This window comes from Streptomyces sp. NPDC047525 (assembly GCF_040643025.1).
In the GTDB taxonomy this organism is placed as follows: domain Bacteria; phylum Actinomycetota; class Actinomycetes; order Streptomycetales; family Streptomycetaceae; genus Streptomyces; species Streptomyces durmitorensis.
The window spans coordinates 151,497-172,380 of the sequence record NZ_JBEYTL010000003.1; the positions used below are offsets into that span (position 1 = coordinate 151,497).

The following is a 20,884-nucleotide window of genomic DNA, read 5'->3' on the forward strand; positions in this document are numbered from 1 at the left end:
TGTGGCTCACACCTCACTCGTGCGCGGACACCGCCCCGAGGAGCTCGCGGATCCGCCCGGTCGCCTCGCGGAACTCGGCCGTCGCCAGCGTCGTCGCGTACGAACGCTCCGCGGGCAGGCCGACGTCGATGATCTCCTCGACCGTCCCGGGGCGGGGGCTCATCACGACGACGCGGTCCGCGAGATAGACCGCCTCAGGGATCGAGTGGGTCACCAGGAGGACCGTCGTTCCGGTCTCGCGCCAGATCCGGTTCAGCTCGACGTTCATCTGCTCGCGCGTGAGCGCGTCGAGTGCCCCGAAGGGCTCGTCCATGAGCAGCACCGGCGGCTCGTGCAGGAGGGCGCGGCAGAGTGCGACGCGCTGCTGCATGCCGCCGGACAGCTCGTGCGGATAGGCGTCCTCGAAGCCGCCGAGTCCGGTCATGCGGATCAGGTCGTCGGCGCGCGCGCGTGCCTCGGCGCCGGGGATGCCGCGCATCTCCGCCTGGAGCAGGATGTTGCGGCGTGCGGTGCGCCAGTCCAGGAGCGCCGCGCGCTGGAAGACGTATCCGATGTCGCGCCGTGGCCCGCGCACCTGTTCGCCGCCGAGGAGCACGTCGCCCGAGGAGGGCGCGAGCAGCCCGGCGACGAGTTTCAGGAGGGTGGACTTGCCGCACCCCGATGGCCCGACGATCGCCACGAACTCGCCCGCGCCGACGTTCAGCGAGACGTCCTGCAACGCGGTGACGTCCTTCTTCTTCGTACGGAAGCGGACGGCGACGTCGTCGATGCGCACCGCGGACGGCCTCGCATCCCCCGCCGCGGCACGTGGGTCGTCGCTCATCCTGAGAGTCGCGTCCTTCGTCATTGCCCTGCCGCCCCTCAGCCCTTGATCCCCTTGGCCGCGTCCCAGTACTCCGCGACGGGCTTGGCCTTCTTGACCATGCCCGCCTCGGAGAAGACGTCGATGGTCTGCTGCCAGTCCGCCTCGGTGTTGGCACCCGGCGCCTTCCCCTTCGTGGCGTCGGTGTGCAGCAGCGTCAGCGTGGTCTTGAACTGCTCGGACAGCACTTCCTTGGGCGGCAGTTGCTCGGACGCGCCGTCCATGGAGGCGACGGCGGGCTCCGGGCTCTTCTCGGCGGCCGCCCATGACTCGCTCACGGCGGCGGTCATGCGCTTGGCCAGATCGCCCCTGCCCTGAAGGGTCTTGGGCCCGGCGATGAGGCCGTTGGAGTAGAAGTTGAGGCCGTTCTCGGAGAAGCGCAGATACGAGACGTCCTTCTTGGCCTTGTTCTGCATGGTGGGGCCCTGGTCGCTCGCGTACCCGAGCAGCGCGTCCGTCTTGCCGGAGATCACCGCGGCGATCTTGCCCGCCGGGTCGGTGTTCTGGACCTTGACGTCCGAGAGCTCCATGCCGTTCTTCTCCAGGAAGATCGGGAAGGTCTTGGTGAGCGCGTCGCCCGCCGTGCCCGCGATCATCTTGCCCTTGAGGTCGGCGGGCGCCTTGATGCCCTGCGCGTCGAAGAACTGCACGGAGGCGGGCGTCGTCTGGAGGAAGACCCCCAGGCTCTTCACCTTGACGCCCTGGTCGACGCCCGCGAGCACCGCCGGTGTGTCCGCCCAGCCGAAGTCGGTCTGCCCGGCGCCGGTCGCCTGCACGGTCTTCTGGGAGCCCTGGCCCGCCCTGATGTCCAGGTCGATGCCGTGCTTCTCGAAGATCTTCTGCTGCTTGCCGTAGTAGAACGGCGCGTGTTCGCCGTAGGGATACCAGTTGAGGGTCAGCGTCACCTTGTCGAGCTTCTTGCCGGAGTCGCTGGTGCTCGTCTTGTCGTCGTCACCGCCGCAGGCCGTCGCGGTCACCGCGACGAGGGCCAGGGGGACGATTCCGGTGAGCAGTCTGCGCGCGTGCATGGGACGGCCCTTCTCGCGTACGTCGAACATCGGACATGGCGGGGTGGGTGCGCCGGCACCGCGTGGTGGGTGTCAGTAGGCAGTGGTGGCGGCCACGTCCCTGCGGCTCGCGTGCCACGGCAGGAGCAGCTTCTCGGCGATCTCGACGAGCACGAAGAGGACGACGCCGATCAGCGACATGACGAGCAGCCCCGCGAAGAGCATCGGGGTGTCGAGATTTCCGTTGGCCTGGAGGATCACATAGCCGAGGCCTTCGTTCGCGCCGACGAACTCGCCCACGACGGCGCCGGTGACGGCGAGCGTGACGGCCACCTTCAGACCCGAGAACAGGTGCGGGAGCGACGCCGGGAAGCGGATCTTGAGGAAGGTCTGCCAGGGCCGCGCGCCCATGGTGGCGGAGAGCTGGAGCATCTCCGGGTCGACGGCCTTCAGGCCGGTCACCATCGAGATGACGACGGGGAAGAAGGCGATCAGGACGGCGATGAGGATCTTCGGGGCGATGCCGAAGCCGAGCCAGACGACGAACAGCGGGGCGATCGCGATCTTCGGCACGACCTGGGCGAAGAGGAGGATCGGATAGAGCGTCTTCTCGACGGTCGTCGAGTAGACCATGACGACCGCGGAGAGGATGCCGACGCCCACGGCGATGAGGAAGCCGAGCAGGGTCTCGTAGGTGGTGACCCAGGTGTGCTGCCACAGGTAGTCGGGCTTGTCGAGGATCACGTCGAGGGTCGCGCCGGGCGAGGGCACGAGGTACGCCTCGACCATCTCGGTGGCGGCGATCAGCCACCAGGCCCCGAAGCAGACGAGCAGCAGGACCAGCGGACGCCAGCTCTTCTCGGCCGCCTCGGCGGTACGTTGTCGCAAGGTAGGGCGGCTACGGTCGACAACGCCTGCCGTTTTGACGGGAGTTGCCTGCAGTGCGCTCTGGCTCACGGTGAACTCCCCTGGCATTCAGCGAACTTCGGAGGCAGTTGCGGAGCGTCGGTGGTGCGGAAACCGCTTTCAGAAAGCGCTTTCTGATAAGGTCTCCGCCACGCTAATGACTGGCTGACCGCAGGGTCAATAGGTCGGCTCGAAGTTTCGCGGCGCGAGACGAAGGGGGCGCGGTGCGGGCGCTAGGGCGCGAGCAGGGACCCGGGGCGGGGCGGGCGCAGGGACACGGAGCGGGGGCGGGGCAGGGCGCTGGGGAGCAACCCGGGGCCGGGCGGGGCGCTGGGGAGCAACCCGGGGCCGGGCGGGGCGCTGAGGAGCAACCCGGGGCCGGGCGGGGCGCTGAGGAGCAACCCGGGGCCGGGCGGGGCGCTGAGGAGCAACCCGGGGCCGGGCGGGCGCGCGGGCGAGAGGCCGCGCGCGGACGGGGAGGCGGGGAAGGGCCCGCACCCGGACGAGGTGGCGAGCACGAACCCGCACCCCGGCGCGGAGGCGAGCGGGGCCCCGCACCCGGACGGGGAGGCGGAGGCGGAGACGGTCGAGGACTCGCGCCCGGACGGAGCGGCGAGCGGGGCCCCGCACCCGGACGGGGAGGCGGTCAAGGGCTCGCGTCCGGACGCGGAGGTGAGCAAGGACCCGGCCCTGGTCTTGGCCCCGCGGTCGGACGAGGGCGCGAGCACGGGCCTCACGTCACTCTGTACGCGGTGGCCCGCACCGCCGGGGTCTCCCCCGCCACCGCGTCACGTGCCCTGAACGGCACGACGCGCGTCCGCGAGGACCTGCGGCGCCGGGTGCTCGAAGCGGCGGACCAGCTGGGGTACATCCCCAACGCCCATGCGCAGGCGCTCGCCAGCTCGTCGAACAACACCGTCGGCGTCATCTGCCACGACGTCGGCGACCCCTACTTCGCGGCGATCGCGAGCGGTGTGATGGCGGCGGCGGCCGAGCAGGACCTCCTCGTGATGCTGGCCAGCACCTTCCGCGCGCCGGAGCGGGAGATCGCGTACGTCTCGATGCTGCGGGCTCAGCGGGCCCGCGCGATCCTGCTCATCGGCTCGGGCTTCCAGGACCCCGCGTGGGAGCGGGCGTTGGAGTCGGAGCTCGCCCCCTACATACGTGACGGGGGCCGCGTCGCCGTGGTCAGCCGGCACCGCAGTCTGCGCGTGGACACGGTGCAGCCGGAGAACCGGGCGGGGGCGGGTGCGCTGGCGCGGGCGCTGCTGTCCCTGGGCCACCGGGAGTTCGCCGTACTCACCGGCCCCGAACGGCTCACCACGGTCGCGGACCGCCTGGCCGGGTTCCGCGCGGCGCTGACCGACGCGGGGGTCGCCCTTCCCCCGGAGCGGATCGTGGAGGGCGCCTTCACCCGTGACGGGGGCCATGCGGCGGCGTTCGAACTGCTGCGCCGGGGGCAGCGGCCGACGTGCGTCTTCGCGGTGACGGACGTGATGGCCGTGGGGGCGCTGGGTGCGCTGCGGGAACGGGGGCTCCGGGTGCCGGACGACGTGTCGCTCGCGGGCTTCGACGACATCCCCCTGGTCGGGGAACTCACACCACCGCTGACCACCGTTGCGCTGCCGCTGACGCGGATGGGCCGGGACGTGCTGGCCCTCGCCCTTCGCGAGCGGGGCGTGCGGTCGCGGGTGGAACGGGTGCGGGGCGAGGTGGTGCTGCGAGCGAGCACGGGGCGGCCTGCGGCTTGAGGGGCCGGGGTTCGGGGTTCGGGGATACGCCTCACCCCCACCCAGCCCCCCGACGCCCCGGCAGCGCAGGTTCCGAGGTTGATGCCTTGCGCAGGTGGTCGGCCAGTGACTTTGTCGCCGGGGATGCCGGGCCCGTTTTGGCGCCCCATGCCAGCAGGTGGTGGCGGCGGGCCCAGGGGTCCTGCAATTCGCATACGTCCAGGGGCTGGGTGGGGTCGATCACTCGGCGCGGGACGATCGCGAGGCCCACGCCCGCTGCGGCGAGTGCGACCAGGACGTTGAGGTTGGCGACCGTGGTGCGGTGGCGTACCACCGGCGCGTGGGGGCCGACATGCCTCTCGATCCAGCGGCGCAGCGAGGCGCCGGCGTCGAGACCGACAAGGGGGTGCTCGGCGGCCTCGCTGTAGGTCAACGACGTACGCCCCGCGAGGATCCCGCCGGGCTGGCCGACCACCACGAGGGAGTCGTCACCGAGGGGTTCCATCGCCAGACCGCAGTCGCGGGCCTCGTCGTCCAGGACGATGCCCAGGTCCGCCTCGCCGTCGGCCAGCATCCGCACCATCTGCGGCGTGCGCTTCTCGGAGACGCGCACGTCGGTGTCCGGGTGCGCCCGGAGGAACGAGACCAGGGCCTGCGGCACGAGTCGGTGCACCGCCGAGCCGCCGCCGAGGAGGGTCAGCGGTGCGGTCGGGGATCTCGTATAGCTCGCGACCGCGCTCTCGAGCCGCACGGTCTGGGCGAGGACCTCGCGCGCGTGCCGGGCCAGCGTGGACCCCGCCGGGGTGGGGCGCACTCCCCTCCGGCCGCGGATCAGCAGTGCCACTCCGGCCTGCTGCTCAAGGGAGCGGACCCGCGCGCTGGCCGACGGCAGACTCAGGTGCATCCGGCGGGCACCCGCCGTGATGGACCCCTCCGTCACGATGTCGAGGAAGAGCCGCAGATCGTCCAGGTCGTAGCGCACCCTCGTGAGCCTAAGGCACAGCCTTAGGCTGGGTACACCGATAACGCATTGTGGGCCCGCCCGTCACAGGGCGATGCTCGGCGGGTGTCCGAAATTCTGCTCGTCCTGCTGGCAGGCACCGCCGCCGGAGCGCTGAACTCCGTCGGCGGCGGAGGCACGTTCGTGGCGCTGCCCGCGCTGGTCGCGGTGGGCCTGTCCCCCGTGACGGCGAACGCGTCGTCGACCATCGCCCTCGTGCCGGGGGCCGTGGCCAGCGGATGGGTCTACCGACGCGAACTCACCCCGGTCGGGGCGACGTCCACCAAAGCGCTGACGGTCATCAGTGTGGTCGGAGGCGGACTCGGCGCCGCCCTGCTCCTCGCGCTCCCCGCGGCGTCGTTCGACGCCGCCGTGCCCTGGCTGCTCGCCTTCGCCACGGTGGTTCTCGCCTTCGGCCGCCGCCTCTCCCGTGCAGTGAGCAGTGCGCTCGGCCGCGAGATCGGCATCAGCTCCCGGGCCGTCCTGATCGGGCAGTTCTTCCTCGCGCTGTACGGGGGATACTTCGGCGGTGCCGTAGGCATCATGATGTTCGCCCTGTGGGGCATCGGCCTCGGGCTCGACACCGCGGTCAGCAATCCGATGCGGGTCACCCAGATCGCGGCCATCAACCTCAGCGCGACCGCGCTGCTCCTCGTCGCATCGGACGCGCTGAGCGCCCCGCTCGTCCTTGCCCCCATGTTCGTCGGCGCACTGGCGGGCGGCTTCGCCGGCGCCCACTTCGCTCGCCGCCTCTCCGACCCGCTGCTGCGGAGCATCATCCTGACCACCGCCGTGACGATGACCGTCCTCTACTTCGTGCGCGGTTGAGGCCGACCGCCATGGACGACGAAGACTTCGCCACCGCCGTGTCGCCGTACAAGGCTCACACCGAATCGCCGTACACCGACGCGGCGCGCGCACGTCTCGCGATGGCCCACGAGGCGTGCGACCTCGCCGGTCTCGCGCGTGCCGCCGTACCGATCGGCGAGCACGAGCTGCGTCCCGACGGCACCGCCGGCTCCCCCGGATCCGTACTGGCCGACGCAGCGCTCGTACTCAGGGCCGCGCACCGGTTCTTCGAGGCCGCCGCCGTGAGCGAGCGCATCGGCGGCGCGAGCTGGCAGGTCATCGGTGACGTCCTGGGCGTGGACGCACGGACAGCGCGGGCACGCTTCGCCGCGGCCGAGTCCTGCTTCCGGGAGGAGATCTCCCCCGACCGCGACCACGGCCCCGACCACGGTCCCGACCACGAACTCAGCGAGGCGGGCCCATGGTGGCGGGCCTACACCGTCGGCAACCCTCTCGAAGCCGCACGCGACCTCGACGACTGGGTCCTGCGCCACGAGGACGGGGACGCCGACCTCGGCCCAGCCCCTGTGTCCGGCGGCCTGGCAGCTCAGAGCAGCAAGTGGGGCCCGCCGGAGCCCAGTTGAAGCCCGCGTCATGGGTGAGAACCGGCCCCGCCCATTCCGGGCGCGTCCCGCCGCGCCGCGCGCCCCGCCAACGGATGCGCCGACGGGGAGAGTTGACGCCACCTGCGTCGACACCTGTGCGAACGGCCGCCACGCGTACCGGTAATTGAGGGGTTAATAGCAGCCGAAATCCACCCGTATCGGCAAACGGACTCAGCTCCTACTCTGTGAGGCGCACACGCGGGGGATCACTGTCCGTCTTCCACGGAGGTTGGCAATGTCTGCGTTGTCCGAGGGGATCTACCTGCTCAAGAACGAGGCGAGCGGGCTGTACGCGGGAGTGCAGGGAGCCAAGACCGCACAGAGCGTCCCGGTCGTGCAGCAGGAGCTGAACCCGCAAGGAGCCGCCCGGCACAGTCAGTTGTGGCATCTGCGGCCCGACGCCGCCAAGGAGGGCGCCTGGACGCTGCAGAACGTGCACAGCACCTTGCGCATGGACATCATGACCGGCCGCGGCCGCGTGGGCTCACCGGTGCAGCAGTGCCCACCGGAGACACGGCAGGACCTGCTGGTGTCCCAGCTGTGGCGGCCGGTGGCGGTCGGCGACGACCGGTACACGCTGGTCAACGTGAACAGCGGCCACCTGCTGTCGGTCCACGACGACAGCAGCGCGCCCGACGCGGCCCTGGAGCAGGCGGGCAAGCCCACCATGGGGCCCCGCCCCGCACAGGAGTGGCGCTTCGAGCGGGTGCCGGGTCGCGGTGAGGTCAAGGCGTTCGACGCGCTGACGGCCACCGTGGTCTCCGCCGGCGGCGGCATCCTCGGCTCGGTCCTCGGCTCCCTGAGCGGCGCGGCCAAGCAGGCGCTCGACGCGGGCGGCGGGATCTTCGAGTCTGCGGCCAAGGCGATCCCGGACAGCGGCACGCCCTACGTACGCTTCGAGGGCTTCCGCGGCGACGAGTTCATCCGCTTCTCCAAGCGGCGCGGCATCGAGTCAGGACCGCGGAAGCTCGCCGACCAGTTCCCGGACCTGCCCAAGCCCTTCAGCGACGGCTTCGACGCCGTCGGTCCCGCCGCCAGGCGCGGCGGTCACACATATCTGGGCTTCACCGGGGGCCAGGCCGTCGAGTTCTCCGACAAGGGCCACGGCCCCGTCCAGGACGCGGAGCACTTCCTGCACCACCTCCTGCTGGAACAGGTCGGCGAGCTGTGCGACGTCACCGGCTTCGGTGCCGACGGAGGAAGGCTGCTGGTCTTCGGCCGCAGGGACACCTGCACCGCGGGGGTCGACCCGGCGCGTGGACCGTCCCACCAGCGGTTCCAGCTGACGGCCGCACCCGATGCCTTCGGGTTCGGACCGGACGCGGCGACCACGGCCGTCAGCGAATCCACGGCGCACTATTTCCTCACCAAGGGCGACGAGTTCGTCGTCGTCTCCGAGGACAAGCTCATCCAGGGCCCGGCCAGGCTCACCGAGGCCTATCCGTTCCTCGACGGCCTCTGGATGTAGCCACCGGCGCCGTCGCCGGCGTCCGCACCCGGTCAGGTCCGGTCCCGTCGGGCGCACCGCCGACGGGGCCGGGCCGCAGCCTGGCACGACCGCTATCCCGCGGCTTCGCCCAGGGCATCGAGCACCGGACGGATCAGCGGGTGCTCCTCCGCCCCGCACCGCACCGCCGCGAACACCCGGCGAGTGGGGGCCACGCCCTCCACCGGGCGGATCACCACCCCCGAGACGTCCATGCCCCGCAGCGCCGACCGCGGCACCAGGGCCACGCCCGCGCCCGCCGATGCCAGGGCGACCACCGCCCGGAAGTCGTCCGACCAGTGTTCGAGCAGGGGCTGGAAGCCCGCCGCCTCGCAGGCGAGTATCACCACGTCATGGCAGGGGTTGCCCGCGAAGGGACCGATCCACGCGTCCTTGGCGAGCTCCGCGAGCGGCACGCGCTCCGCCGCCGCGAGGCGGTGCGTCTCGGGGAGCACCGCGTCGAACGGCTCCGCGTACAGCGGGACCCGCGTGAGGCGCGGATCGTCCGCGCCCGGAGCCCCTCGGTACTCCACCGCCACGGCGACGTCCACCTGCCGGTCGAGCACCATCGGCAGGCTCGCGTCGCCCTCCGCGTCCTGGACCCGCACCCGGATCCCGGGCGCCGCGGACGAGAGACGGGCCAGGGCGGGACCGACCACCAGGGCGATCCCCGTGGCGAAGGACGCCACGGTCACCGTCCCGGCCGCGCCCGAGCTGTACGCGGCGAGCTCCGCCTCGGCCCGTTCCAGCTGGGCGAGGACCGCGTTCGTGTGGGAGAGCAGGATCTCGCCCGCCGGGGTGAGACGGACCCCGCGGGCACCGCGCTCGACCAGGCGGTGGCCCGTCTCCTGCTCCAGGGCCGTCAGCTGCTGGGACACCGCGGACGGCGTGAGGTAGAGCGCGGCGGCAGCGGCCGTGACCGTGCGGTGGTCGGCCACCGCACGGAGGATGTGCAGCCGCCGCGCTTCAATCATGAGGCCGATTCTCCCAAACCACCGGGCGCACCGGTACCAGCGGCCCCACCAGGCCGCTCAGGTACCCGAAGCGTCCAGCTCCGCGCGCGCCGCCACGAAGGCGTCCACCGCGCGGTTCACGTCGTCGGTGGAGTGCGCGGCCGACAGCTGGACGCGGATACGGGCCGCGCCCTGCGGCACCACCGGGTACGAGAAGCCGATCACGTACACGCCGCGCTCCAGGAGCAGCTCGGCCATGCGTCCCGCGACCGAGGCGTCGCCGATCATCACCGGGGCGATCGCGTGGTCGCCCGGCAGGATGTCGAAGCCCTCCTCAGTCATCCGCGAGCGGAACAGCGCCGTGTTCGCGGCGAGCCGCTCGCGCAGGTCGCCCGCCGACTCCAGGAGGTCGAGGACCTTCAGGGATGCCGCCGCGATCACCGGGGCGAGGGTGTTCGAGAAGAGGTACGGGCGCGAGCGCTGGCGAAGCAGGGCGACGATCTCCGCGCGGGCGGCGACGTAACCGCCGGAGGCGCCGCCGAGCGCCTTGCCGAGGGTGCCCGTGATGATGTCGACGCGGTCCATGACGCCGTGCAGCTCAGGCGTGCCGCGGCCGCCGGGGCCGACGAAGCCGACGGCGTGCGAGTCGTCGACCATCACCATCGCGTCGTAGCGCTCGGCGAGGTCGCAGATCTCCCGCAGCGGGGCCACGTACCCGTCCATGGAGAAGACGCCGTCGGTGACGACGAGCTTCCGGCGCGCGCCGCCCTCGGATGCCTCCTTCAGCTGCTGCTCCAGGTCTGCCATGTCGCGGTTGGCGTAGCGGAAGCGGCGGGCCTTGCTCAGCCGGATGCCGTCGATGATCGAGGCGTGGTTGAGGGCGTCGGAGATGACCGCGTCCTCGGCGCCGAGCAGCGTCTCGAAGACTCCGCCGTTGGCGTCGAAGCAGGACGAGTAGAGGATCGTGTCCTCCTGGCCGAGGAACGCGGACAGGCGCCCCTCCAGCTCCTTGTGCACCTCCTGCGTACCGCAGATGAAGCGCACGGACGCCATGCCGTAGCCCCAGCGGTCCAGGGCCTCGTGGGCGGCGGCGACCACCTCGGGGTGGTCGGCGAGGCCGAGGTAGTTGTTCGCGCAGAAGTTCAGTACGTCACCGGGGCGGCCTCCCGCGGTGACGGCGACCGTGGCGGACTGCGGGGTGCCGATGACGCGCTCGGGCTTGTGCAGTCCTGCGGCGCGGATCTCGTCGAGGGTGGTGCGCAGGTCGTCGCGTACGGAGTCGAACATGCTTGATTCCTTTGGGAGTTAAGCCGTGGAGAGCCGAGAGGAGCCGTGGGAAGCCGTGGGGTTCAGGAGGTCCAGTCGAGGATGACCTTGCCGCCGCGGCCGCTCGCCGCGTCGTCGAAGGCCGCTTCGAAGTCACGGTGGCCGTACCGGCCGGTGATCACGGGGGCGAGGTCGAGGCCGCCTTCGAGCAGCACGGACATGGAGTACCAGGTCTCGAACATCTCGCGGCCGTAGATGCCCTTGATCGTGATCATGGAGGTGACGATCCGGGACCAGTCGACGGCGAATTCCTCGGCCGGCAGACCGAGCATGGCGATCTTGCCGCCGTGCGTCATGTTGGCGAGCATGTCGCGCATCGCGACGGGGTTGCCCGACATCTCCAGGCCGACGTCGAAGCCCTCGCGCAGGCCCAGTTCGCGCTGCCCCTCGGCGATCGAGGTCTCCGCGACATTCAGGGCCAGGCTCGCGCCGACCTTGCGGGCGAGCTCAAGGCGCTCCTCGCTGACGTCCGTGATGACGACGTTGCGGGCACCGGCGTGCCGGGCCACCGCCGCGGCCATCAGGCCGATCGGTCCCGCCCCGGTGATCAGGACGTCCTCACCGACCAGCGGGAAGGAGAGCGCGGTGTGCACGGCGTTGCCGAACGGGTCGAAGATCGCGGCCACGTCGAGGTCCACGGGCACGCGGTGCACCCAGACGTTGGCGGCGGGCAGCGCGACGAACTCCGCGAACGCCCCGTCCCTGCCGACACCGAGACCCACCGTCGCGCGGCACAGGTGTCTGCGGCCCGCCTGGCAGTTGCGGCACTTGCCGCAGACCAGGTGGCCCTCGCCGCTGACCCGGTCGCCGATCTTGATGTCCGCGACGTCACGCCCGGTCTCGACGACCTCGCCGACGAACTCGTGTCCGACGACCAGCGGCGCCTCGATCGCCTGCTGCGCCCAGCCGTCCCAGGCCCGGATGTGCAGATCGGTGCCGCAGATCCCGGTGCGGAGCACCTTGATCAGGACGTCTCCGTGGCCGATCACCGGCTCCGGTACGTCCATCAGCCGGAGCCCTGGCTCCGCCTTCTCCTTGACCAGCGCCTTCACCGCAGCGGCTCCTGTCGTACGTCGCTTCTTCCCCCGACGACACAGGAATCTTCCTTACGGCGGCGCCCTGGTCCATCGAGGATTTCTTAAGCGCCGCCGCAGCTTTCCTTCAGGCCCTGCTTCAGGCCCTGCTTCAGGCCTCTGTTTCAGGCCTCTGCTTCAGGCGCGGGTCTGACCCCGCTCGAAGTACGCGACGAGCTCCGGATCGAGGTCGGGCACCTCCCGCGGAACGCCCCCGTCCCGCAGCGACTGCGTCGCGCGCACGCCCGCCGCCACCGCCATCCGGGCCGCGACGGGCGAGGTGTCGGTGCGCCCTCCCTCGCGCACGAACCGTACGAACTCGTCGATGAGCAGCGGGTCGGAACCGCCGTGCCCGCCCTCGTCCTGGGCGTCCGGCACCGGGTACTCGGCGTCGGCCTCGGGGCGGTAGGACGAGCGCCGCTGGTTCCAGACCTTCACCACTCCCCCGGGGCCGTCACCGAAGTTCTCCAGGCGGCCCGCGTCCCCGATGACGGTGTAGTTGCGCCAGTAGTCGGGCGTGAAGTGGCACTGCTGGTAGGAGGCGAGGACTCCGTTGTCCAGGCGCATGTTGACCAGGGAGACGTCCTCCACGTCGATGACGGGGTTGAGGTCGCGCTGGGTGTGCGGCGGCCAGTGGCCGTCCTTGCTGTACCAGTCGTCCGTCTTCGGCTCGCCCGGCTCGCGGCGGTGCGGATTGTCCCCGTAGACCATGAGGTCGCCGAGGGCCTGTACCTGGCGGGTGTAGCCGTCGGCGAGCCAGTGCAGGACGTCGATGTCGTGGGCGGCCTTCTGGAGCAACAGGCCGGTGGTGTGCTGCCGTTCGGCGTGCCAGTCCTTGAAGTACCAGTCGCCTCCGTAGGCGACGAAGTGGCGTACCCAGACCGTCTTGACCTCGCCGATCTCGCCGCGCCTGATGATGTCGCGCATCAGCCTGACCACGGGCATGTGGCGCATGTTGTGGCCTACGTAGAGCCGCGTTCCCGTCTCGTACGCGGTCCGCAGGATCGCGTCGCAGGCCTCGATGCCGATCTCCAGCGGCTTCTCGACGAAGACGGGCTTGTTCTCGCGCAGCGCCTCGCAGGCGAGCTGCGCGTGGGTGTGGTCGGGGGTGAGGATCACGACGGCGTCGACGTCCGGGTCCTCGACGACCTTGCGGTGGTCGGTGGATATCAGGGCGCCGGGGAAGGCCACGGCCGCCTCCGTCCGGGCGGTCACGTCGTGGTCGGCGAGCGCGGTGACGCGGGAGCCCGCGCCGGGCCGGTGGGCGGTTCGGGCGAGCGAACCGCGCAGGCCGTAGCCGAGGACGCCGAGACGGAGGTCGGTCATGGTGTGCCTTTCCGTACAAATACCTGTGCGAGTGCGGGTGTTGCCTATGTACGTGCAGGGTGCACGAGTACGTGGGCGAGCGCCACGCTTCCCGTGCCGGTGAGCTTGATCCTTATGTATCTGGCTTCCGCGTCCGTGTCGAGGAGTGTGGGCCGAAGGGATCGTCCCGTGACGTGCAGGGTCGTGGCGTCGGCGAAGTCCGCTGTCCTGGCGAGCTGCACGTCGAAGTCCGCCGTGGTCATGGAGGTGTTGTTCCAGACCTCGACCTGTCCCACGCGCCGCGCGGCACCGAGGTCGACCTGCCACCAGGCACCCGGTTCGGACAGCGTGCGGGTGTCGGTGGAGGTGTCCCCGTCGGTCGCGTACGAAGCGTCGGCCGCGCCGTCCGTGGAGGACTGGGACGCGGTGCCTTCGCGGGCGAGGTCCGGGCGGAGCTGCTCGGCCGGGGCTCCGTGCGCGCCCGCGCGTGCCGCCACGGCGAGCGCTTCGGCGGGGAGCCGGTCGAGCTCGGTGTGGTTGCCCTCCATCGTCGATCCCGTGCCGGTGAGGGCCGGTGCGTCGGTGTCGGTCCAGTTGCCGGTGGCGTGGTTCTGGATGCCGTAATCGGCCCAGTTCGAGACCCACTTGTAGCCGATGCGGGTGATGACGTTGCCTTCGACGCGGATGTGCGAGGACTGCTCGTCGAGGTAGATGCCGTTGCCGTCGCGCTCGGTGTTCCCGTAGGCGGAGCGGTTGATGTAGTTGCCGGAGACGACCGTGCCGGGCTGTGCGCCCTGGGTGTAGATGGCGCCGCCGTCGTGCTGGGCGTGCTCGACGCGCATCACGTTCGTGATCCGGTTGTTCGTGACCCGGTTGTCCCTCAGGACCGACTTCTGGGCCTCCGGCTGGTTCCAGCCCCAGCCGACGGAGATCCCCGAGTAGGGCAGGTCGTCGAGAGTGTTGTGGTCGACGGTCAGCTCGGCCTCGTATCCGGCCCAGATGCCGACCGCGTCGGTGTACTCGACGCCGGTGCGGCGGATCGTGTTGTACGCGACGGTGTTGCGCTCACCGGCGAGTTCCGCCTCCGGCTTCGGCTCGGTGTCGCCGACGTACACGGCACCGGACGACAGGTCCGTGAAGCGGGAGCGGGTGACCGACGTGTCCTTGGTGCCGCCTTCGAGGACGACTCCGGCGCCGCCCAGATGGGTGAACTCGGCGCCGGTGACAGCCACATGGCGACCGCCTCGCACGGTGAGCGCCGCGCTCGGCTTCGTGTAGTGACGGCCCGCGTGATCGACCGGGCCACTCGCCCCGGTGAGGGTGAGACCGGCCTGGGTGCCCGCGTATCCCTCGTCGGTGGAGGGCTGGCCGTACGCGGCGTACGCGAAGCCGATGCCCTGCACGCGCAGGTCGTGCGCGCCGTCGACGACCATGAGCCGCTCGGTCACCGGGGTGAGCACGCGCGCGTGGCCCATATCCTCGCCCTTGCGCGGGAGGTAGGTGACGGTGCGGTCCTCGGAGTCCCAGACGAACTCGCCCGGCTTGTCCAGGAGTTCGCGGGCGTTCTCGAAGAAGGCGACCTGGGAGTAGCGCGCCGAGTCGACGGTGGTGGAGTCCCAGGCGGGGCCCGTACGGTTCGTGCCGCTGGCCGAATTGGTCCAACAGGGCTGCGCGAAGGTGAGGTTGTCCCCTTCCACGCCCGTGATACGGCAGTGGTAGTCGCGCCAGCGGACCTTGATGACAGCTTCCGCGTCGGTGGGCCGCTGCCACGTGGCGATGCCGGTGGCGGTGGCACCCGTCATGCCGGTCTTCGTCGCGTCACAGGTGCTCGCCGCGCAGGCCGCGCCCCGTGCGCGCCGGGCCCGGTCGCCGTTCACGAACAGCTGGCGCGGGGTGACCCCTTCGGGGACATCCGCCGTCCAGGTGCCGTCGGCGGCCTTCTCCCACCCGGTCAGCGCCCGGCCGCCGGACAGGACGGGGCGGGCACCGCGCGCGGCGGTCCAGGTGACGGTGTGCCCGTCGCGCCCGGAGTCGGCCGCGTCCAGCTTCAGCGGCTCGCTCATCTCGTAGGTGCCATCCGCGAGTTCGACGCGTACGTCACGCCCGCTGATGGTGCGGGCCGCGTCACGGGCCGCCTGCGGGGAACAGGGGCGGGCGGTGGTGCAGGACTCCCCCGAGGCGTTCGGGGCGACGTGGAGGATCTTGGGGCTCGGGGCGGCCTGGGCTGCTTGGGCGGCCTGGGCGGTGCTCTGCGGGGCGATGACCGCTCCGACGGCCGCGACGGCGATGACTCCGGCGGCGATACGTGGACGCTGGCCCGCGCCCTGTCGCCGCTTCACTTCGCGACACCCCAGTCCGGGTGGCCCGGCATGGGCGGGTTGTCGAGGTCGAACAGCCAGTGGTTCAGGAACGTGCCGACCGAGGCGTCGCCGGTGACCTCGACGGCGTTGGCGATGAAGTCCTGGGTGGTGGCGTTGCCGTGCCGGTGCTTGCCGAGCCACGACTTCATGACGGCCTCGAACCGCTCCTGCCCGATCTGCTGGTTGAGGGCGTAGAGCGAGACCGCCGCGCCGTCGTAGATGTTGAAGCCGCCGAGTCCGGTGGGCTTTCCGGGCGGGCCGTCGGTCTTGCGGACCGCGTCGAGCTTGGCGTACGCGGTCTTCATCTTCTCCTCGATGGGCTGGAACCCCTTCTGGTCCGCCCACACGGCCGCGTAGTAGACGGCGGGCCCTTCGTTCATCCACGCGTCCTGCCAGGTGGCGGGCGTGACGGAGTCGCCGAACCACTGGTGGGTCAGCTCGTGGACCATGGTGGTCGAGTAGGTGGGCTTGTCGAACCACGAGGGGCCGAACAGCGACAGGGTCTGGTTCTCCAGCGCGTCGCTGTAGCCGTCGCGCACGATCTGCACGCCGTACGTGTCGAACGGGTAGCGCACGCCGAGGGTCTTCTCCAGCCACGCCAGCTGCCCGCCGGTCTCCTCGGCGATGGGCTTGTACTTGGCCTGCTGGTCCTCGGGGACGAGGTGGCGCAGCTTCACTCCGTGCGGGCCGCGTCCGTAGAGGTAGGTCTGCTTGTTGACGGAGATCCCCAACAGCTCGGGCGCCATCGGTGACTTGAGGGAGAAGTCCCAGGTCTTCTTGGCATCGGCGGCATCACGGGTGCCGGTGAGGTTGCCGTTGGCGCCGGGCGTCCAGCCGTCGGGGGCGGTGAGGTGGAAGGACCAGGTGGCCTTGTCGGAGGGGTGGTCGTTGACCGGCGCGAAGGTGTCGGCGCGGGAGGCCTGGGCGGCGGAGGCGAAGCCGCCGTCGGACATGTGACGCCAGCCCGGCTGGCCGACCGGCTTGGTCTTTCCGTTGCCGTGATAGGTCAGTTCGACGTCGAAGGACCGGTGTTCGCGCAGGCCGCCCGCCGGGGTGACGGTGAGCTCCTGGCCGCTCTGGCCGGGGCCGATCGCCCACGTGGCCTTCTTGCCGTTGACCTTGATGGCGTCGATGGCCAACGAGTCGACGTCGAGGTTGAAGGACGACAGGTCCTGGGTGGCTCTCGCCTTGATCTTCATGGTGCCGGTGAAGTCGTACGTCACCGGCGTGAAGTCGAAGGAGAGGTCGTAGTGGCGGACGTCGTAGCCGCCGTTGCCGAGCGTCGGGAACAGCGGGTCGCCGACGCCGTCCGCACCCGGGGCCGGGTCGAAGGGCGCCGCGTGGGCGGGGAGGGCGAGCGCGAGGGTGGCGGCCGCGGCTGCGGTCGCCGTCGCGGCGCGGACGGTGGTCCGGGTACTGCGAGCACGGACGGTCCGGGTACTGCGAGCGCGTACGGTTCGGGTCCTGTTCTCAGCCATGGGGCCGCAACGTAGTAATCGCTTACTGTTGCCGTCAACACCTAGGACGCCCACTGCTCTTGGACTTTTCACCCCATCTCTCAGGAGCCGTGAGCTGGCTTCGGTACACGCTTACTATCCATACCGGGCGGGACGTGCCCCGTAAGGGGCGCGGGGAACTGCGCGACAAGCCACGACGATCCGTACGACAAGAGGGGCGAGCACATGGCAGAGGCGGCAGCGGCAGCAGCAGCGCGTGGCCCGGAGCGGCGACGGGCGACGGTCATCGACGTCGCGGCACGCGCCGAGGTCTCGTCGGCCACCGTCTCCCGCGTCCTGAACGGCAACTACCCGGTGGCGCGGGCCACCCGCGAGCGCGTCGAGGACGCCGTCCGGGAGCTCGGGTACGTCGTCAACGCCCACGCGCGGGCGCTCGCCGGGACCTCGAGCCGGACGGTCGGCATCATCGTGCACGACGTCGTCGACCCGTTCTTCGCCCACATCGCGCGCGGCGTCGAACGTGCGGCATCGGAGGCCGGGCGGCTCTGCATGGTCTGCTGCACCCACGGCGACCCGCGGCGCGAGCTGGCCTTTGTCGACCTGCTGCACGAACAGCGCGCGGACGCGGTGGTCCTGGTCGGCGGCGCGCACTCGGATCGCGCGTACGCCCGCGAAGTCGCCCGCAGGGCACGGGATCTGCATGCGGGCGGGGCACGCCTGGTGCTGTGCGGGAGGCCGTCGGTGGGCCGCGACGTGCCGACCCTCTCGGTGGAGTACGACAACGAAGGGGGTGCCTTCGCCCTCACCGACCACCTCCTCACGCAGGGCCACGACCGGATCCTCTACCTGGGCGGCCCGCCCGACCTCTCCACCACCCGCGACCGCATCGCAGGACACCGCAGAGCGCTGGAGCTGCGCGGTGTCCCCTGCGCGCCGGAGCTGGTGCACACCGGCGCGTTCAGCCCCGCCTTCGGGCACCGCCGGCTGACCGAACTCCTGGCGTCCGGGCTCACGTTCAGCGCGGTGTTCGCGGCGAACGACATGGTGGCGATCGGGGCGCTGCAGGCCCTGGAGGAGGCGGGCCTGAGGGTCCCGGAGGACGTCTCCCTGGTCGGCTACGACGACGTGCCCACGGCCCAGGTCATGCGCCCGCGCCTGACGACCGTGCACGTTCCGCTGGAGGAGATGGGCCGCCAAGCGGTGCGGCTCGCGGTCCCGGGCCCGAACGCGGAGGCCGACGCGTGGCAGCAGCCCGCCGAGGGCGGACTGACGCTGGGCACGCACATCGTGGTGCGGGATTCGGTGGCGGCACGGCGGGTGCAGTAACCGGTTAACCCTCGACCGTGCCTCACGGAGGCAGGGCCAGGACAGAAAGAACATAGAAAGATGCCGAGCCCTCTTGCCCCCGCACAGCAACCGCTTACATGCTGTCGCCGAATCGCTCACGCCTCTCGTTCCCCGCCCGGCGACCGACGCCCTCCGCTGCCCTGACGCCTCATGGGAGTTCCCTATGCGCATGCCCCGCTCCGGCTCCACCGGGCCGCGACGCCGCACGATCCTCGCCGCGAGTGCCGCCGCGTCCGCCTTCGTGCCGCTGGCGGCGGGCGGTACGGCCTGGGGCGCGGCGCCGGACGCGGACCCGTACGACACCCTGCTCGCCCGCGCGGCAGCGCAACTCACCGGCGGCGCGTTCGACGCGGCCGACCCGGACTTCGCGGCGGCGCTGAAGGTCCTGGACACCCAGGCGTCCGGCTGGTGGAAGGACTTGGACCGGTCGGCGGGGCGCACCGCCCTGTGGGCCGACCTCTCCCCCGCGAAGGAGCCGGGCAACTTCGGCCAGAGCTACACCCGCCTGCGCACGATCGCGACGGCCTGGGCCACGCCCGGCACCTCCCTCAGCGACAGCGCCGAAACGGCGGACGCCCTGCTCGACGCCCTGCGGTTCCTGCACGCCGACGCCTACAACCCGAGCCGCCCCGAATCCGGCAACTGGTGGTTCTGGGAGATCGGCGCACCCCGCGCCCTGATGGACACGTGCGTGCTGCTGCGGGAGAAGATCGCTGCGGCCGACCTGGCGAAGTACGTCTCCGCGGTGGCCAAGTTCTGCCCGGACCCGGACCGCCGCACCAACGCGCCGACCCTGTCCGAGACCGGCGCCAACCGCGCGGACAAGGCCGTCATCGTGGCGCTGCGCGGGCTCCTCGCACAGGACCCCGCGACCCTGGCGCTGGCCCGCGACGGTCTCTCCGACGTCCGGGACAAGGGCAGGAACAGCCTGTTCACGTACGTCACTTCGGGCGACGGGTTCTACGAGGACGGGTCGTTCGTGCAGCACGGCTCCGTCGCGTACACGGGGACGTACGGCAGCGTCCTGCTCGGCAGCGCGGGCCAGCTGATCGCGCTGCTCGCGGACTCCGAGTGGGCCGTCACCGACCCGAAGACGTCCGTGCTGTACGAGGCGGTGGAGCGGACGTTCTCGCCGGTGGTCTTCGACGGCCTGATGATGGACGCGCTGCGCGGCCGTGCGACATCCCGCGAGAAGGCACCGGACCACAAGGACGGCGCGGTCACCCTCACCAACATCCTGCAGCTGGCGGACGGAGCCCCCGCCGCGTACGCCGCACGCTGGCGCGCCCTGGCCAAGGGCTGGATCCGCCGCAACACGTCCCACCCCTACCTGGGCCTGGTGGGCGTCCCCGCCCTCGCCCGTGCCAAGGCCGTCCTCGACGACGACGCCGTACCGGCCACCGAGCGGCTCACCGGGCACTTCGCGTTCGCGGACATGGACCGTGTGGTGCACCGGCGCCCCGGCTGGGCGCTCACGCTCTCGCTCTCCTCGAAGCGCATCGCCGCGTACGAGGCGGGCAACGGCGAGAACCTGCACGGCTGGTACACCGGCGACGGCATGGCCTATCTGTACGACGGCGACGACCTGGGGCAGTTCGGGGACGGCTTCTGGGCGACGGTCGATCCGTACCGACTGCCGGGCACCACCGTGGACACCCGTACGCGGGCCGACATCGGCTCGGGCGGCGGGACGGGGACCTACGTTCCGAAGAACGCCGTCGCGGGCGGCGCGGCGCTCGACGACCGGTTCGGCGCCGCCGCGATGGAGCTCCTCGCCGACGGCAGCACACTGCGGGCCAAGAAGGCGTGGTTCTTCCTCGACAACGCGGTGCTCGCCCTGGGCGCGGACATCACCGCGAGCGACGGCCGGAGCATCGAGACGGTCGTCGAGAACCGGAATCTTTACGAGGACGGGGCACCCCGGCTCACGGTCGACGGCCGCCGGCAGCCCTCGCGCACGGGCTGGTCGGCGCCCCTGCCCGGCGCCCGCTGGGCCCACCTGGACGGCACCGGCGGCTATGTCTTCCCCGACGACCCGGCGCAGTCCTCCTCCGGCCGGGGCGGCGCCCGCCTCCACGCCCTGCGCGATGAGCGGACCGGCGCCTGGCGGGACATCAACACCGGCGCGGACACGGGCGGCAGCACCACTCCGGTGACCCGCCGCTATCTGACCCTGTGGCTCGACCACGGCGTCTCCCCCGCCCCGTCCTCGTACGCCTACGTCCTGCTGCCCGGCGCGAGCGCCGCCGCGACCGCCGTCTGGTCCCACTCGCGGCCGGTCCGCGTCCTGGCCAACAACGCCACCGCCCAGGCCGTCGAGGCCCGCCGCCACGGCCTCGTCGCCGCGCACTTCTGGCAGCCAGGCAGCGCGGCAGGGCTCACGGCGTCGGGCCCCTGCACCGTGATCGTGCGCCGCGGCGGCGACGGCATGTCGCTGGCCGTGGCCGACCCGGGCCGCACGGGCACGAGCGTCACCGTGGAACTGCCCTTCGCCGTACGGAAGGTGGTCAGCGCCGACGACACGGTCACCGTCACTCCGGGCCGCCGCCCGGTCGTCACCGCCCGCGTCGAGGGCTCACGAGGCCACACGCACACCGCGCACCTGCGGTGACCGGCTC

At 71.4% G+C, this 20,884-nt stretch carries 17 protein-coding genes; 7 read left to right on the top strand and 10 right to left on the bottom strand.

What is annotated here, in order from left to right; genetic code table 11:
* Window positions 1-13 precede the first annotated feature (13 nt).
* The 3 genes from ABZ833_RS09700 to ABZ833_RS09710 all read right to left on the bottom strand — a co-directional run bounded on the left by ABZ833_RS09700 (window position 14) and on the right by ABZ833_RS09710 (window position 2,826).
* Window positions 14-823: an ABC transporter ATP-binding protein gene (locus ABZ833_RS09700; RefSeq protein ID WP_361043508.1), complete on the bottom strand. Its 810-nt coding sequence runs from the start codon at window positions 821-823 to the stop codon at window positions 14-16.
* 38 nt (window positions 824-861) lie between these two features.
* Window positions 862-1,890 (bottom strand): ABC transporter substrate-binding protein, encoded by a 1,029-nt coding sequence (locus ABZ833_RS09705; RefSeq protein ID WP_361043510.1) that lies wholly within the window; start codon window positions 1,888-1,890, stop codon window positions 862-864.
* Window positions 1,891-1,962: 72 nt separating this feature from the next.
* Entirely contained in the window at window positions 1,963-2,826 is an 864-nt protein-coding gene (locus tag ABZ833_RS09710; protein ID WP_249586430.1) for an ABC transporter permease, read from the bottom strand.
* Between the two features lie 456 nt (window positions 2,827-3,282).
* Between ABZ833_RS09710 and ABZ833_RS09715 the strand changes: the two genes are divergently transcribed.
* Both ABZ833_RS09715 and ABZ833_RS09720 read left to right on the top strand, forming a co-directional pair.
* Complete coding sequence (locus ABZ833_RS09715; protein WP_361043513.1) at window positions 3,283-3,576, top strand: hypothetical protein; 294 nt, start codon at window positions 3,283-3,285, stop codon at window positions 3,574-3,576.
* On the top strand, window positions 3,528-4,526 hold the full coding sequence (locus ABZ833_RS09720; RefSeq protein WP_361043515.1) for a LacI family DNA-binding transcriptional regulator: 999 nt from the start codon (window positions 3,528-3,530) through the stop codon (window positions 4,524-4,526). Before ABZ833_RS09715 ends, ABZ833_RS09720 begins: the two co-directional genes overlap by 49 nt.
* 31 nt (window positions 4,527-4,557) lie before the next feature.
* Here ABZ833_RS09720 and ABZ833_RS09725 read toward each other — a convergent pair whose 3' ends face one another.
* A complete protein-coding gene (locus ABZ833_RS09725) occupies window positions 4,558-5,487 on the bottom strand; it encodes a LysR family transcriptional regulator (RefSeq protein ID WP_361043518.1) in 930 nt (309 codons plus the stop codon).
* Between the two features lie 84 nt (window positions 5,488-5,571).
* Here ABZ833_RS09725 and ABZ833_RS09730 point away from each other — a divergent pair, with 84 nt between their 5' ends.
* The 3 genes from ABZ833_RS09730 (at window position 5,572) to ABZ833_RS09740 (ending at window position 8,427) form a co-directional block, all read left to right on the top strand.
* A complete protein-coding gene (locus ABZ833_RS09730; RefSeq protein WP_361043521.1) occupies window positions 5,572-6,333 on the top strand; it encodes a sulfite exporter TauE/SafE family protein in 762 nt (253 codons plus the stop codon).
* Between the two features lie 11 nt (window positions 6,334-6,344).
* Window positions 6,345-6,938 (top strand): hypothetical protein, encoded by a 594-nt coding sequence (locus ABZ833_RS09735; RefSeq protein WP_361043524.1) that lies wholly within the window; start codon window positions 6,345-6,347, stop codon window positions 6,936-6,938.
* 256 nt (window positions 6,939-7,194) lie between these two features.
* Window positions 7,195-8,427, top strand: coding sequence for an RICIN domain-containing protein (locus tag ABZ833_RS09740; RefSeq protein WP_361043526.1), 1,233 nt, complete (start codon window positions 7,195-7,197; stop codon window positions 8,425-8,427).
* 92 nt (window positions 8,428-8,519) lie between these two features.
* Here the strand turns inward: ABZ833_RS09740 and ABZ833_RS09745 are convergent, their stop codons facing one another.
* The 6 genes from ABZ833_RS09745 to ABZ833_RS09770 form a co-directional block, all read right to left on the bottom strand.
* Window positions 8,520-9,419: a LysR family transcriptional regulator gene (locus ABZ833_RS09745; protein ID WP_249586437.1), complete on the bottom strand. Its 900-nt coding sequence runs from the start codon at window positions 9,417-9,419 to the stop codon at window positions 8,520-8,522.
* Window positions 9,420-9,476: 57 nt separating this feature from the next.
* Window positions 9,477-10,685, bottom strand: a complete 1,209-nt coding sequence (locus tag ABZ833_RS09750) for a glycine C-acetyltransferase (protein WP_361043528.1) — start codon at window positions 10,683-10,685, stop codon at window positions 9,477-9,479.
* Between the two features lie 62 nt (window positions 10,686-10,747).
* Window positions 10,748-11,776 (bottom strand): L-threonine 3-dehydrogenase, encoded by a 1,029-nt coding sequence (tdh, locus tag ABZ833_RS09755; protein WP_361043531.1) that lies wholly within the window; start codon window positions 11,774-11,776, stop codon window positions 10,748-10,750.
* 159 nt (window positions 11,777-11,935) lie between these two features.
* Window positions 11,936-13,123 carry a Gfo/Idh/MocA family oxidoreductase gene (locus ABZ833_RS09760; RefSeq protein WP_361043534.1) on the bottom strand — a complete coding sequence of 396 codons (1,188 nt, stop codon included), beginning with the start codon at window positions 13,121-13,123 and terminating at the stop codon, window positions 11,936-11,938.
* Between the two features lie 44 nt (window positions 13,124-13,167).
* Window positions 13,168-15,363, bottom strand: a complete 2,196-nt coding sequence (locus ABZ833_RS09765; RefSeq protein WP_361044736.1) for a right-handed parallel beta-helix repeat-containing protein — start codon at window positions 15,361-15,363, stop codon at window positions 13,168-13,170.
* Window positions 15,364-15,437: 74 nt separating this feature from the next.
* Window positions 15,438-16,940: a M1 family metallopeptidase gene (locus tag ABZ833_RS09770; RefSeq protein WP_361043536.1), complete on the bottom strand. Its 1,503-nt coding sequence runs from the start codon at window positions 16,938-16,940 to the stop codon at window positions 15,438-15,440.
* Window positions 16,941-17,144: 204 nt separating this feature from the next.
* Between ABZ833_RS09770 and ABZ833_RS09775 the strand changes: the two genes are divergently transcribed.
* A complete protein-coding gene (locus tag ABZ833_RS09775) occupies window positions 17,145-18,245 on the top strand; it encodes a LacI family DNA-binding transcriptional regulator (protein WP_361043540.1) in 1,101 nt (366 codons plus the stop codon).
* Window positions 18,246-18,429: 184 nt separating this feature from the next.
* Complete coding sequence (locus tag ABZ833_RS09780) at window positions 18,430-20,877, top strand: polysaccharide lyase 8 family protein (protein ID WP_361043543.1); 2,448 nt, start codon at window positions 18,430-18,432, stop codon at window positions 20,875-20,877.
* Window positions 20,878-20,884 lie beyond the last annotated feature (7 nt).